15 protein-coding genes and 2 pseudogenes are annotated in these 13,670 nt (G+C 62.3%); 10 read left to right on the plus strand and 7 right to left on the minus strand.

The window, feature by feature from the left end:
• A partial coding sequence (locus NWI01_RS13265) for a UbiH/UbiF family hydroxylase (protein WP_141384297.1) occupies positions 1-1,221 on the minus strand: 1,221 nt, incomplete at its 3' end.
• A 150-nt stretch (positions 1,222-1,371) separates the two neighbouring features.
• Between NWI01_RS13265 and pcsA the strand changes: the two genes are divergently transcribed.
• The 4 genes from pcsA (at position 1,372) to NWI01_RS18955 (ending at position 4,216) form a co-directional block, all read left to right on the plus strand.
• Positions 1,372-2,106, plus strand: a complete 735-nt coding sequence (gene pcsA, locus NWI01_RS13270) for a phosphatidylcholine synthase (RefSeq protein WP_141384298.1) — start codon at positions 1,372-1,374, stop codon at positions 2,104-2,106.
• Positions 2,103-2,828 carry a TerC family protein gene (locus tag NWI01_RS13275; RefSeq protein WP_141384299.1) on the plus strand — a complete coding sequence of 242 codons (726 nt, stop codon included), beginning with the start codon at positions 2,103-2,105 and terminating at the stop codon, positions 2,826-2,828. The genes pcsA and NWI01_RS13275 overlap by 4 nt, the downstream gene beginning before the upstream one ends.
• 85 nt (positions 2,829-2,913) lie before the next feature.
• Entirely contained in the window at positions 2,914-3,888 is a 975-nt protein-coding gene (locus NWI01_RS13280; RefSeq protein ID WP_141384300.1) for a quinone oxidoreductase family protein, read from the plus strand.
• 175 nt (positions 3,889-4,063) lie between these two features.
• Positions 4,064-4,216 carry a hypothetical protein gene (locus NWI01_RS18955; RefSeq protein ID WP_181410479.1) on the plus strand — a complete coding sequence of 51 codons (153 nt, stop codon included), beginning with the start codon at positions 4,064-4,066 and terminating at the stop codon, positions 4,214-4,216.
• Positions 4,217-4,223: 7 nt separating this feature from the next.
• Here NWI01_RS18955 and NWI01_RS13285 read toward each other — a convergent pair whose 3' ends face one another.
• The 3 genes from NWI01_RS13285 to pxpB form a co-directional block, all read right to left on the minus strand.
• Positions 4,224-4,991: a LamB/YcsF family protein gene (locus NWI01_RS13285; protein ID WP_141384301.1), complete on the minus strand. Its 768-nt coding sequence runs from the start codon at positions 4,989-4,991 to the stop codon at positions 4,224-4,226.
• Positions 4,992-5,054: 63 nt separating this feature from the next.
• Positions 5,055-6,074 (minus strand): 5-oxoprolinase subunit C family protein, encoded by a 1,020-nt coding sequence (locus NWI01_RS13290; protein WP_141384302.1) that lies wholly within the window; start codon positions 6,072-6,074, stop codon positions 5,055-5,057.
• A complete protein-coding gene (pxpB, locus tag NWI01_RS13295; RefSeq protein WP_141384303.1) occupies positions 6,071-6,805 on the minus strand; it encodes a 5-oxoprolinase subunit PxpB in 735 nt (244 codons plus the stop codon). Before pxpB ends, NWI01_RS13290 begins: the two co-directional genes overlap by 4 nt.
• A 126-nt stretch (positions 6,806-6,931) precedes the next feature.
• Between pxpB and NWI01_RS13300 the strand changes: the two genes are divergently transcribed.
• Positions 6,932-7,342, plus strand: coding sequence for a (R)-mandelonitrile lyase (locus NWI01_RS13300; protein ID WP_141384304.1), 411 nt, complete (start codon positions 6,932-6,934; stop codon positions 7,340-7,342).
• A 21-nt stretch (positions 7,343-7,363) separates the two neighbouring features.
• Here NWI01_RS13300 and NWI01_RS13305 read toward each other — a convergent pair whose 3' ends face one another.
• Together NWI01_RS13305 and NWI01_RS13310 are read right to left on the minus strand one after the other, a co-directional pair.
• The gene (locus NWI01_RS13305) at positions 7,364-8,158 is read right to left on the minus strand and encodes a DUF2147 domain-containing protein (protein WP_244613758.1); all 795 of its coding nucleotides are present in this window, start codon (positions 8,156-8,158) and stop codon (positions 7,364-7,366) included.
• Positions 8,159-8,333: 175 nt separating this feature from the next.
• Entirely contained in the window at positions 8,334-8,774 is a 441-nt protein-coding gene (locus NWI01_RS13310; protein WP_141384306.1) for a hypothetical protein, read from the minus strand.
• A gap of 774 nt (positions 8,775-9,548) precedes the next feature.
• Here NWI01_RS13310 and NWI01_RS13315 point away from each other — a divergent pair.
• The 3 genes and pseudogenes from NWI01_RS13315 to NWI01_RS13325 form a co-directional block, all read left to right on the plus strand.
• Positions 9,549-9,983 carry a hypothetical protein gene (locus tag NWI01_RS13315; protein WP_141384307.1) on the plus strand — a complete coding sequence of 145 codons (435 nt, stop codon included), beginning with the start codon at positions 9,549-9,551 and terminating at the stop codon, positions 9,981-9,983.
• Positions 9,984-10,104: 121 nt separating this feature from the next.
• A pseudogene (locus tag NWI01_RS13320) lies at positions 10,105-10,296 on the plus strand (transposase); the annotation flags it as partial.
• A gap of 150 nt (positions 10,297-10,446) precedes the next feature.
• A pseudogene (locus NWI01_RS13325) lies at positions 10,447-10,835 on the plus strand (transposase); the annotation flags it as partial.
• Positions 10,836-11,000: 165 nt separating this feature from the next.
• Here NWI01_RS13325 and NWI01_RS13330 read toward each other — a convergent pair.
• Positions 11,001-12,278 (minus strand): O-acetylhomoserine aminocarboxypropyltransferase, encoded by a 1,278-nt coding sequence (locus NWI01_RS13330; protein WP_141384308.1) that lies wholly within the window; start codon positions 12,276-12,278, stop codon positions 11,001-11,003.
• A gap of 378 nt (positions 12,279-12,656) precedes the next feature.
• Here NWI01_RS13330 and rplM point away from each other — a divergent pair, with 378 nt between their 5' ends.
• Positions 12,657-13,121 carry a 50S ribosomal protein L13 gene (gene rplM, locus NWI01_RS13335; RefSeq protein WP_141384309.1) on the plus strand — a complete coding sequence of 155 codons (465 nt, stop codon included), beginning with the start codon at positions 12,657-12,659 and terminating at the stop codon, positions 13,119-13,121.
• A gap of 2 nt (positions 13,122-13,123) precedes the next feature.
• A complete protein-coding gene (gene rpsI / locus NWI01_RS13340) occupies positions 13,124-13,600 on the plus strand; it encodes a 30S ribosomal protein S9 (protein WP_011314692.1) in 477 nt (158 codons plus the stop codon).
• Positions 13,601-13,670 lie beyond the last annotated feature (70 nt).

Genomic DNA, 13,670 nt, shown 5'->3' on the forward strand with positions numbered 1-13,670 from the left:
TGACCTAAACCGAGGCTCCCTATGTGGACGCTGCCGCCACGACGGCGCGAGACCCTCGCGCATGGCAAGGCGCCGGAGCGGGCCGACCTTGCTGATCGCGTGCAGCCCGAGCGAGCGCGCGGTCTGGATCGGCAGGAAATCGCTGAGCAGCGACCGGTTCGCCATGTCGATCGCGAAGGTCCGGCTCAGGACGTCGCTGCGCCGGGCCGTTTCGAATCGCGCAAGAACGGGAGACGAGCCCGGGTCCTCCCCGGAGGACAGAGCGTCGCGGACAATGTCCGCGATATCGGAGGCGTCACGCAGGCCGAGATTCAGCCCCTGCGCGCCGATCGGCGGCAGGACATGAGCGGATTCGCCGACCAGAACGATGCGGTTGCCTGCAAAGCGCGCGGGCCGCTCGATCCCTAACGGAAACTGATTTCGTCCCTGGCCGACCTCAAGCCGTCCCAGGATCGAATGCGATCGTCTTTCGGCGACTTCGGCCAGTTCGCCGTCACTCAGGGCAGCTAGCCGCTCCACCTCCTTGGGGGAGGCGACCCAGACGACACTGGAGCGGTCTCCGGGCAGCGGCACGAAAACGCAGGGGCCATGCGGGGTATGAAACTCGGTCGAGGTGTCCTTGTGCGGCCGGCTATGCGCGACGTTAAACGTCAACGCAGCCTGATCGAGCGCGCGACGCGTGATGCCGATGCCCGCGGCTTTGCGGCAAAGCGACTGCCGTCCGTCGGCGCCGACGGCCAGACGCGCGGTCAGCGTCTCTCCCTGCCGGGTGGTGATGGTGACCACGGTATCATCGGGCGTGACCTGTTCAGCCTCACCATCGATCCACGTGAGGTTTTCCGCTTCCGCGGCGCGCGCTTCCATGGCGGCCATCAGCGTACGGTTTGCAATATTATAGCCGAATGCGTCGCGCCCGATCTCTGCGGCGGAGAAACGGACCTCCGGAGCCCGGATAAGACGTCCGGTATCGTCCACGAGCCGCATGACACGGAGCGGGGCGGCATCGGCCTCGCAGCCGGGCCAGACGTCAAGCTCTCGCAGCAGATCGATGGAACCGCCGAGCAGGGCTGTCGTCCGGTTATCGCCATAACCGACACGCCGCGCGATCAGCGCCGTCCGGGCGCCGGCATGGGAGAGGGCGATCGCCGCGGCCAATCCGGCAGGCCCTCCGCCCACGACCGCGACATCAAAGATTGCAACCGGCTTCGCGCTCTCGTTCATGGATCGACAATCGCCATTCGCAGCGCCATTTTCAAGCCCGCAGGCGGACATTGCCGGGACCGGCTGAAGCCGTTCCCGACCGCTCGCGCGGCGGCACGCCGCAACGACCATTATGCAAAGCTGTCCGATTCCTGATAGCAGGATGTGCAAATGAGCCAACCAAGCCGGCAGGACCCGCTACCCGGACCCGAAGCGTCGCGGACCGCCGCGCTCCTGGTCCATGTTTTCACGGCGACCGGGGCCGGAATTGCGCTGCTCGCCATGCTGGAAGCCGTGCGTGAGCACTGGGCGGCCATGTTTGCCTGGCTGGGCCTGGCGCTCCTCATCGATGGCCTGGACGGACCGATGGCGCGGCGGCTGAATGTCCAGGCAGCGCAGCCAAACTGGTCCGGTGAGATACTGGACCTCGTGGTGGACTTCCTCACCTACGTATTCGTCCCGGCCTATGCCATCACCGCGAGCGGCCTGTTGCTTCCGCTCGCCGCGCCTTTGCTGGGCGTAGGCATCGTCATCAGCAGCGCGCTTTATTTCTCCGACCGCCGGATGAAGACAGATGATAACCACTTTCGCGGTTTTCCGGCGCTCTGGAATGCCGCGGCGTTCTACCTGTTTCTTCTGCGTCCATCGCCGGTGGCTTCGACCCTCGCGATCGCCGCGCTTATCGTGCTGACCTTCGTTCCTCTCAAGGTTCTGCACCCGGTACGGGTGAAGCGGTTTCGCGGTTTTAATCTGTCGCTGATCGCGGTATGGGCTGCGCTTGCAATGACGACCGTTGCTCACGACTTCAATGTGGCGATGCCGGTCACGGCCGTACTTTGCGCCATCGCATTCTACATCGTTTGCGGCGATGCCGTGATCCGTCTCCTGAGGCCAGAGAATCAATGATCGAACTGCTGACCAGCCCGGAAGCATGGGCTGCACTCGTGACGCTGACCGCGCTCGAGATCGTGCTGGGCATCGACAACGTCATTTTCCTGTCGGTGATCGTTTCGCGGATTCCGCCGAAGCAGGCAAAACGCGCGCGCCAGGTCGGCCTTGCGCTGGCCGTGATCTTCCGCATCGCGCTGCTGACCGTGCTGGTCTGGCTGATCGGCCTGACCACGCCGGTGCTGACGGTACAGGACTTCGCGTTCTCCTGGCGCGACATCATCCTGATCGGCGGCGGCCTGTTCCTGATCGCCAAGGCTACGCACGAGATCCACGGCGAGGTGGAGGCGCGTGAACACGAGGCGGGCGCCACACCGAAACCACGCGCGTTTCTTCTGGTCATCGTGCAGATCATCATCATCGATCTGGTGTTTTCTCTGGACTCCATCATCACCGCGATCGGGATGGCGAAAGATCTCGAGATCATGATCGCGGCCGTCATCATAGCATGTTTCGTCATGTACCTGTCGTCGGGGCCAGTGTCCCGGTTCGTCAGCGAACACCCGACAACCAAGATGCTGGCGCTGGCGTTTCTCGTGCTGATCGGCGTCGCGCTCGTCGCGGATGGCTTCCACTTCCATATCCCGCGCGCCTACATCTACTTCGCGATGGCGTTCTCGGCGGCAGTGGAAATGTTCAACGTTCTCGCCGGGCGTAATCGCAAGAAAGCAAGCCGCTGAGCTTCCCTTGAAGCGGTTCGCTGGTTGACAACGCCGGCCCTATGGCTTTCGCTCTCCTTGATGCACATTGCAGGGAGAGGGGACAATGACCAGGGCGGTACGCGTTCATCAGGTCGGCGGTCCCGAGGCGCTTGTCTATGAGGCCGTGGACTTAGGTGCGCCGGGGCAGGGCGAGGTCCGCATCAGGCAACATGCGATCGGCCTGAATTTCATCGACGTGTACTATCGCAGCGGGCTCTACAAAACGCCGGCCACCCCGTTCATCGTGGGCAATGAGGCCGCCGGCGAAGTCGTTTCCGTTGGACCGGGCGTCACCAATTTTCACCCCGGCGACCGCGTCGCTTATTATTTCGATCTCGGCGGTTATGCGACCGACCGCAACATCCCGGCGGACAAGCTGGTTAAACTACCCGACCACATCACCTACGAGCAGGGCGCGGTGCTGATGCTTAAGGGATTGACGGTCTGGTATCTCCTGCACAAGACCTTCAAGGTCGAGCACGGCCATCGCGTGCTGATCCATGCCGCGGCGGGCGGTATCGGGCTTCTCGCCTGCCAGTGGGCGAAGGCGCTGGGCGCGAACGTCATCGGCACCGTCGGGTCGAAGGCCAAGGCGGACCTTGCGCTGGCGAACGGCTGTGATCACGTCATCCTCTATGAGGAGGAGGACTTCGTCGCGCGCGTCAAGCAGATCAGCCGGAACGAATTGTGCGACGTGGTCTACGATGGCGTCGGCAAGACGACGTTTCCGGGCTCGCTGTCCTGCCTGCGGCCGCGCGGACTGTTCGTCAGTTTCGGCAACGCGTCAGGCCGGGTGCCACCGTTTCCATTGGCCGAGCTTTCCCATCACGGCTCGCTGTTCGCCACGCGCCCGAAGCTGAACGATTATATAGCGACGCGCGGGGAGCTTCTTGAAGGCGCCGATACAGTGTTCGCCGCCGTCATCACCGGCAGCCTGCACGTTCCGATCAATCATGCCTACGCGTTGAAGGACGCGGCGAAAGCCCAGACCGACCTCGAAAGCCGCCGGACCACGGGAGCCATCATTCTCAAGCCGTGAAAGATCGCCTCGCGCATCCGCAGCCGCGAACAGAATTTCTTCGGGGCAGGGGGAGAGGAGAATTTCCGTCCGGATATCCGGAAAATTGAAGAATCCTATCGCTATTTTCGTCACCTATCTTGCCGCCGACCGGAACCGTCGTTCATTGTAGCGCGTGTTGAGCCGGAGACCGACGATGCAACAACGATCCGACGACACTCGCGTAACCGTCAACGCCCGTGGCCTGACCGAGCAAACGGTGTTGCGGCTCCAGACCTTCGCACTCTATGGCTCGCTTGTCCTGATCGCGGCCGTGGTATTCGGCTCGCTCGGCATCCATCCATTCTGACAGAACGCTATTTAATCAGATTGAAAGGCGCGACGGCGATGCCATTGTCCTTGAGGGACTGGCGCAATGCACGCGCGATACGCACCGCGTCCGGCGTGTCGCCATGAATGCAGACGGTATCCATACGCATCCTGATTGGCTTGCCGGTAACTGAAATCACTTCTCCGGATTGAATCATTTTCACGACGCGGCGAGCGATATCGTCAGCATCATGAAGCACCGCGCCCGGCTTGCGCCGCGACACCAGCGATCCGTCATCTTCATAGGCGCGGTCGGCGAACACTTCATGCACCAGCGGCAGGCCAGCGGCTTCGCCGGCCGCCACGAGACGCGAGTTCGCAAGCACCACGAAGACGAGACCGGGGTCGACGGCTTTGATCGCGGAGGCGATCGCGCGCGCGGTCGTGTCATCCTCGCAAGCCGCGTTGGACAGTGCACCGTGGGCCTTCACATGCGTGACCCTGTGCCCCGCCATAGTGGCGATCGCCTGGAGCGCGCCGATCTGGTACGCGACAAGGTTTTCGATTTCCCTGGAGGTAAGGCCGGCGATCGGCCGCCGCCCGAAGCCGTGCAGGTCGCGATAGCCGGGATGCGCGCCGATGCTGACGCCACGCGTTCCGGCAAGATCGACGGTCCTCCTCATCGTGTCCGCATCGCCCGCATGAAAGCCGCAGGCGATGTTGACGGACGTCGCGAGTTCGATCATCGCAGCATCGTTGCCCATCGGCCAGACGCCGAAGCTTTCGCCAAGATCGCAATTGAGATCGATCGTCATGGTTCGTCCGATATGGCGCGGGGCCTTTATGGCTCCAGGGGCGGCCAAGTCTGCCACATCCCGCTATGTCTGCCACGTCCCGCTGTCGAATGCATTCACCGCGGTTCCGGCGATATTGGCGTTCCGCAAGGCATCGTTGATGTCGGTATTTCGCGCCTCGCGCACCCGGTCGGGCAGCGTCCGCAACAGATCCGCCATGGCGCGCGCCTCAGTCTGCGCTTCGGCGACGGTGACCGCCTTGAACCGGAAACCGCGGCCGACGGGAATCTGGGCGAAACGGCCGAGATCCGCTGTCATGACGGTTGCGATTTTCGGATAGCCGCCGCTGGTGCCGCGATCCGGCATCAGGACGATCGGTTGTCCGTTGCCGGGAATCTGAATGCTGCCGTTCACGGTGCCATCGGAGACGATGTTATGGCCGTGAAGGTGTTCGATGATCGGGCCTTCGAGGCGATAGCCCATGCGATCGCTCGTCGCCGAGATTTTCCACTCGCTGCCGAGAAACAGTTCTGTAGCCTCTCCGAACTCATCGTCTTGCGGACCCATCACGATGCGGATCGGGCCGTCGTCCTGGCCGGGAAGTTCAATCCCATGTTCGGCCCCGGTGGTCGCCGCCTCCACATCGAGCACGTCGCCAGCCTGTAACGGTCGGGGAAACGGACTGCCGAGACCAGCGCGTGCATGAACGGCCAGGCTGCCGAACATCGGTTCGCCATTCACGCCGCCTTCGATCGCAAGGTAGCTGAAGGTGCCATCGCGTGCCGCGCCGAGCGTCAGGCTGTCGCCGTCACCGAGCGTGCAGGATCGGTTGAACGAAACCGGGCGGCGAGAAGCTTCTGCACTCCGCGCCGCACCCGTGAGAGCAACGCGCACCTTGCCTTCACGAACAGTGAAGCTTGTACCGAAGGGGCCGATTTCAATCGCAGCCGTAAAGGGCGGATTCCCGACCAGACAATTGCCGGTAGCCAGCGCGAGGCGATCCACCGCGCCGCTCGGCGTCAGCCCATAGCGCTGCGCGCCGTAGCGGCCGCCGTCCTGAACCGAGGTGACGGGCCCGACAGCCGTGACGACAAGTTTGCTCACGAAGTCACCAATTGCGCGACCCACTCGCCACGCGCGGCAGCGCGGTCCTGTTCCGCGAACTGCTTGCCGTCGATCGCGTAAAACGTGATGGCGTCTCCGGGTTCGAGCAGGAAAACAGGATCGCGATGAAGCTGATAGGTACGCACCGCCGTTCGTCCCAGCAGACGCCAGCCGCTGGGTCCGGCAAGGCACTGGATCCCCGCCTGAAGGCCGCCGATGGAGATCGTGCCGGAAGGCGTCAGCAGGCGCGGGCTCTGCAGCCGCGGCATCTGCAGCGAACTGTCGAGACCGCTCAGATAGGACCAGCCCGGCGTAAATCCGATCATGGCGACACGGTAATCGCGGCCGACATGACGCGTCACGATATCGTCAGGCGTCATGTTCAGCGCCGTCGCCACATCTTCCAGATCGATGCCGTGCTCGCCGCCATAGGCAACGGGGATTCGCCAGCGCCGGGCGGGAGCTGCCGAAGCAACGGGCAATCGCGCGAGCGCCGACAGGCGTTCCGCAAGTTCCTCGAAACCGATCCGGACAGGATCGTAATGAACGAGCAACGATCGATAGGTTGGCACCGTTTCCGTAACGCCCTCGATCGGATCCTCCGCAAGCGCACGATCGAGCGCGAGCACGCGGTGGTTGGCCAGCTCATCGATGATGCGGCCGAATTCCACCGTAATGGCGGCATCGCCGCTCGGCAGCAAGCGAGGAGGGGCTAGGGACGGCGCAGCCATGACCGATGACAGGTTTCGTTCGTGACGGGACAGGCAAAACGTTTCAGACGCCGAGTTGACATGAAGGATGTATGCAATTCCAATGAATTCTCGGTGGCGGCGTGCGCGATAACTCAGGAGGTCAGAATGGATATTCATCAGGCAGGTTCGCGGCCGGCAAAGCCTGGACCCGGCGAGTATTTTTCCGGCACGGTTTCGGTTGAACCGATCATCGCCAGCGTGAACGCGCCCTCGCGCGTCCTCGCCGCGAGCGTCGCCTTCGAGCCGGGCGCGCGCACCGCATGGCACACTCATCCGCTCGGCCAGACGCTGTATGTGGTTTCCGGCGTCGGGCTGGTCCAGACCGAGGGCGGGCCGATCCGCGAAATTCACCCCGGCGACACGGTATGGTTTTCACCGGGCGAGAAGCACTGGCACGGGGCGGCGCCGACGAGCGCCATGACTCACATCGCGGTGCATGAAGCCCTGGACGGAAGCGCCGTGACCTGGATGGAGCAGGTCACGGACGAGGAATATGCCGGCAAGATCAACGGCTGACGGCATCGAAGCTCGACCATTTCATAAACTCTGGTTGAGCCGGGTCCAGGTTTGCCCGCCGCAGAACATGCCGCCGAATGCGCAACCCTGGACGCGCAGGCGGTCCTTGCCCTTCATCGCAACAGTGGAGCTATAGGTGCTTCCGCTGTTCGGATCGTAGATCTTTCCGCTCCATTTCGAGCCGCTCGGCTTCATGTTGATCAAGATCTTCTCCTTGTTCCGGCCGCTGCGGGAATCCACGGAGTATCCGCAGAGGTTCGAGCCACACGCCTCGATCCTGACGCGGCCTTCCTTCTTTTCGGTCACCCACATGCCGAGGGGCCCGACCGGTTCGGCAATATGGGGCGACGTCTCGGCTGGCTCCGCAGCCGGCAGGTTACTCGCCACCGTTCTCGTGTCCTGACTCGGGGCAGCCGGAGTTGCCACGACAGGCTCCACCGGCGCCCCAGTCGAGGCGGACGGCGTAGAAGCCGCTATCGAAGGCGAGGGCTGTTGCGCGGAAGCCGGCGCTGCCGCCGGAGCCGGGACAGAAGCCGGCGCGGATGCTTGCGCGGGTGCTGGGGGCGGCGTGATCGGGGAAGAGGAGGGCGTCTCGGCGGCGTCGGCCTGAGAGTCGTCAGAATCTGCGTCGTCAAACCGTTTGCGTTTCGCGTTGTACAGGCCGGGGATCGAGATCGAGATGCAGGACGGCGAGTCGCATCCCCGCGGGGCATGGATCCGCACGGTGCGTCCACCGATATCAAATGAAAAATTCTCACCCGCCTGGGCGGTCGAGAGGGTGAGCAACAAGGCGGCGGCGACACCGAGCGCTTTCATGGGATCCACTCCGGTTCGGAATTTCATCCCTGACCTTAGTCATGCGGAGGCTTCCGGAATGTGATCTAAATCACTCTCGACGCATCCACTCTCGGCGCATCGAGGTGGAAGCCGCGCCTTCCCGACGCAGGCGTCGGGCTCCGAGGAGAGAAAGGTTTATTCTTCAGCCAGCCGCCTATTCGCCAGCGCGCGGAGCGGTTTCGCCGCCTGCCATCTCGCTTCGTAAAGCTTCAAAGCGCTCGCGGGCGGCGTGCTCGCGGTCATCGACGAACTTGATCGCGGCTTCTTTGGTCATCGGACCGCTGACGAGAGGGTAGGAGCTTTCCCCGATCGTTTCATCGACAAAGTAATCGCCGTTGTCGCCACGGCGCGTGCTCCACTTGAACCGGACAGCGGTGAGGGGGCCGGGACCATACCTGGTGTAGGTTTCGGCCTGCTTCGAATCCGGAGAGTCAGGGATGACCGTCGCCGTTTCCGTGGCCGTTTCGGATACTGCTTGTTCTGCCGGTTCAGGCTCGGGCGCGGCTTCCGCGTCTGCTTCGCCCGATATATCCGGCTTGTCGATGAAACTCGCAATCGCCGCGAGAGCGTGGTCGGTCGGGTCGTTTTCGCTCACCTGCCTGTCCCCGTGTTGAGACGGGGACGGCACGGACGCCAGTTACAACGCGTCCGTCCCCATACGCATCGGAGCGCATGTATCCGGGCGCAAATGGGCGGTTTTTTGTCTATCCGGAAACACTTTCCCGTAAGGAGATAAATTATTGTATATCATATACGTAGAGCGTCTTTTGCTGAAATCACTTGAATAAATGGGGCATTTCTGCGCGCCCTCACGAACACGGATGCCCGCGCGCTCAATCTCTTTTCGCGATCTCTTTAGGCGTCTCATCCTCTTCCCGGATCGGAGGATGAGATCGCACGTAGCGATAGCTGGCATAAAAGAGCACACCGCAGCCGATGATCGCGCCAAACATTAAGAGGGGCATATGTTTTTGCCTCCAACAGCAACAGAGCAAACTTGCTCATCGCAGAACCCGGTGCCGTCTTCGGCAAATTGGATTGCGACAGACAGCAAAGACAATATTGGCGTTCGCTGGCTCCGACGCGAGATGTCGAACTAAATAATTTTAGCGCGGCAGGGGAGACTTTGTCGGATTCTCCAGTGGCGCGGCTGCCAGTCACCAGAGTCTTTCACCGCTTCATGGAAACGGTGAAAGACTCCGCCTTTATGTTTTGACGCGTTTTCTTCACGCGAACCGGATTCCATCCTTAGGGCTCAAGCCCGAGGACATGCTTCGCTCGAAAACGCTCTATTGAACCCGCATAGCGTGGCCTCCGTCCAAGGGAGGCAGGCCGGTCAAGGACTGCTGAATCCTTTGGAGGAACGAAGATGATCAGACGTAACCTCGTGACAGGAGTGCTCCTGATTTTCGCTACGGCGGCGTCGGCGCAGCCGATGACCAAGCCCGACCCCGGAGCGACGATACGCTCCGAGCCACCGCCGACCTCAACCGCGCAGGCCGTCGGCAGTTGCAACAACAAGGGAGACAAGCCCAACAGCAACTTCAGCTGCGCCCGACTCAAGGCGGCCTGCGAGGGCGCCGGCTATAAATATTCGCCGAGCAAGCCGGATGGTTCGTCGGGCGTTTGCACCAAGTCATCGCAAGCAGGGCAGAACATGGGGCTTGTCGCGGACATCGGTCCGCAGGAGGACGCATTCTGCAACGACAAGGCGCTCTGCGCCAAGCTCAAGACCGGGTGCAACGCCAACGGCGGCACCTACAAGCCTGGCACCGGGCAGTCAGGCACCTGTACCCAGAACTAAGTTGTCCAAGACGTCACATCGTGAGTGGTGGGCCCCCGCCCCTAGATGGTCAGGGTGGCCTGCCGCTGGTTTCGTGGACACCGAGATAAGGTGTTTGACGGAGATAAGGTGTTTGACGGAACTGGAGAGTGGGAATGCAGAGACGAAGTTCAGCCGCGAGTTCAAGCTTGAGGCGGTAAGGCTGGTGAAGGATCGGGGTGTTTCGGTGGCTCAGGCCGCCCGCGATCTGGACCTCCATGAGAACGTGTTGCGCGAGTGGGCTCGGGAGGCTGGCGGCGATCCGCAGCATGCCTTTCAGGTCACGGGCGATCTCCTTGATCGTCTTGCCCTTGATGAAGTGTTCGCGCCGTATCCGCGCAATCGTCTCCACGATCAGCATCCCCGACCACCTGCTTCATGACAAAGCAGGCAGCGCAACAACCAATCTATAGGGGGTCAATTTTGAACGCCGATCCCCCGGCTCAACGGGCTGCGCTATGTGGTGCGCAACGGCATTCCCTGGCGGGCGATGCCGAATGATTTGCCGCCTTGGGCCGCGGTTTATCAGCAGGCGGCGCGATGGTTGAATGCTGGCTGCTTCGCGGCGCTGGCGCACGACCTGCGTGCCTGCTGCGAATGGCGGCCGGTCGGCCGGCAGAGCCTTCGGCTGCGATCTTGGACAGCCGGACGCTGCGCTTGACGCCGGAGAGCGGTCATCGTGCCGGCTATGACGGAGCCAAACGCAAGAAGGGCTCCAAGCTGCATCTGGCGGTCGATACGCTCGGGCATCTGCTCGCCCTTCACGTCACGCCCGCCGCGGCTGACGATCGCGCCGAGGTCGGCAGGCTCGCCGCCGCCGTGCAGAAAGCCACTAGACCCGAGGATGGAAACCGGTTCGCGCGAAGAAAACACGTCAAAACAATAATCTAGTTTCTGGACGCCGTCGTCGCATAATGCGGACGATACTCAGTCCAGCCGTCATGGCCGGGACGAAGCCCGGCCATGACCGTGGCGCACTTATCGTTGATGCATTCCGTTCTACGCCATCGCCTGCTCAAGATCGGCCATGAGGTCTTCTTTGTCCTCGATGCCGATCGCCAGACGAACAATATCGGGGGCGGCACCGGCTTTGATCTTCGCAGCATCGTCGAGCTGGCTGTGCGTGGTCGATGCCGGGTGGATCACGAGTGATCGGGTATCGCCGATATTGGCGAGGTGCGAGAACAGCTTGAGTTTCGACACCAGCTTGACGCCGGCGTCGTATCCGCCTTTCAGGCTGAACGTGAACACCGCGCCGGCGCCCTTCGGCGAATATTTGCGCGCGAGGGCATTGTACTGGTCGCCGGGCAACCCGGCATAGTTGACCGCCGCGACCGCGGGATGGGCCGCCAGCCATTCGGCGATCGCCTGGGTGTTCTCGCAATGCTTCTGCATCCGCAGCGGCAGTGTTTCGATGCCCGTCAGGATCATGAAGGCGTTGAACGGCGACAGCGCCGAACCGAGATCGCGCAGTCCCAGTGCGCGGCATGCAATCGCGAACGCGAAATTGCCGAACGTCTCCTGTAACCGGATTCCGTTATACTCCGGGCGCGGTTCGCTCAGTATCGGATACTTGTTATCCTTCGACCAGTCGAACGTGCCCGCATCGACGATGATGCCGCCGAGCGAGTTGCCGTGGCCGCCAAGGAATTTCGTGAGCGAGTGAAGCACGATATCGGCGCCGTGCTCGATCGGCCGAATAAGATAGGGGCTCGCCATCGTGTTATCGACGATCAGGGGGACGCCCGCCTTGCGCGCGATCGCGGCGATCGCTTCGATATCGGTGATGGCGCCTCTGGGATTGGCGACCGATTCGATGAAGATCGCCCGTGTTCGCGGCGTCACGGCCTGCTCGAAGGTGTCGACATCGTCCGGGTCCGCCCACGCCACGTTCCAGCCGAAGCTCTTGAAAGCGTGTGTGAACTGATTGATCGTCCCGCCATAGAGCTTGCGGGCGGCGATGACCTCATCGCCGGGTTTCATGAGTTGCTGGAGCGTGATGACCTGCGCGGCGTGTCCCGACGCCACCGCAAGCGCCGCGGTGCCGCCCTCGAGCGCGGCGACGCGCTCTTCCAGCACCGCGTTGGTCGGATTTCCGATGCGGGTATAGATGTTGCCGAACGCCTGCAATCCGAACAGCGAAGCCGCGTGATCGGCATCGTTGAACACGAAGGAGGTGGTCTGATAGATCGGCGTCGCGCGTGCGCCGGTGGTCGGATCAGGCTGGGCGCCGGCGTGAACGGCAAGCGTTGCGAAGCCCGGGGTGCGGTCGGTCATCTCGTATCCTGTCTGCTCGGTCGGATGTGACGCCGATGATGCTGATGGGATCGCGCGTTGACGTCAAGGCGCTGCCGGACAACCCTGGATTATGCCACGTAGGCCCGTGACGGCGGACGCGGTTCTTCAACCAAATCCGTGCGCTCACGCCGGGCCGTCCTTGTCCCGCAAAAGTCACGCGGGGATCGTGCACGGAACAATGACCTATTCTATTCCGAATCCTTGTAGTTTTCGCAGGTAATATAGAACCATTTTAATAAGCCAATGATTACTCTATAGAAATATCATCTGAATGACATTGACGGGGAAAGGCCGCTTCTCTAGAAACCCCAACAGTTCGGCGCGTGCGCGCCGAGGTCTCTTTCACGGATGTCTCACATGAAAACGTTTTCGGCAAAGCCCGCCGAAGTGACGAAGAAGTGGGTGCTGATCGACGCCAGCGGACTGGTGGTCGGACGCCTCGCCACCCTCGTTGCGATGCGGCTGCGCGGCAAGCATCTGCCGACCTACACCCCGCACGTCGATTGCGGCGACAATGTCATCATCATCAATGCGGCCAAGGTGGTTTTCACCGGGCGCAAGCGTGACGACAAGGTCTATTACAACCACACCGGATACATCGGCGGCATCAAGCAGCGCACGGCGAAGTCAATTCTCGAAGGGCGCTTTCCGGAGCGTGTTCTCGAAAAGGCCGTGGAGCGCATGATCCCGCGCGGCCCGCTCGGACGCGTGCAACTCGGCAACCTCCGGGTCTATGCCGGCGCGGAGCATCCGCACGAGGCGCAGCAGCCGGAAGTCATCAACGTCGGTGCGATGAACCGTAAGAACATGAGGGCCGCATAATCATGGCCGATACCATTCAGTCTCTCGACCAGTTGTCCGCGCTCAAGCCGGCCGAGTCGGAAGCGCCGAAGCACACCAAGAAGGTCGACAAATACGGCCGTGCCTACGCCACCGGCAAGCGCAAGGATGCGGTTGCCCGCGTCTGGATCAAGCCGGGCGCTGGCAAAATCCTGGTCAATGCCCGCGAGGTCGACGTTTACTTCGCGCGTCCCGTGCTCCGAATGATGATCCAGCAGCCGCTTGTCGCAGCCGCGCGCGCCGGTCAATATGACGTGGTCTGCACCGTTGCCGGCGGCGGCCTGTCCGGCCAGGCGGGAGCTGTCCGTCACGGCCTGTCCAAGGCACTGACGCACTTCGAACCCGAATTGCGTGGTGTGCTCAAGAAGGGTGGCTTCCTGACCCGCGACTCGCGCGTGGTCGAACGCAAGAAGTACGGCAAGGCGAAAGCCCGCCGCTCGTTCCAGTTCTCGAAGCGCTGATCAAATTCGACCTTCGCCGCAGCCAGCGGCGAAGGTCGAGCTTCGAACCTCGGAACTCTCGCTCAATTTT

The sequence above is a fragment of the Nitrobacter winogradskyi genome, assembly GCF_006539545.1.
Taxonomy (GTDB): domain Bacteria; phylum Pseudomonadota; class Alphaproteobacteria; order Rhizobiales; family Xanthobacteraceae; genus Nitrobacter; species Nitrobacter winogradskyi_A.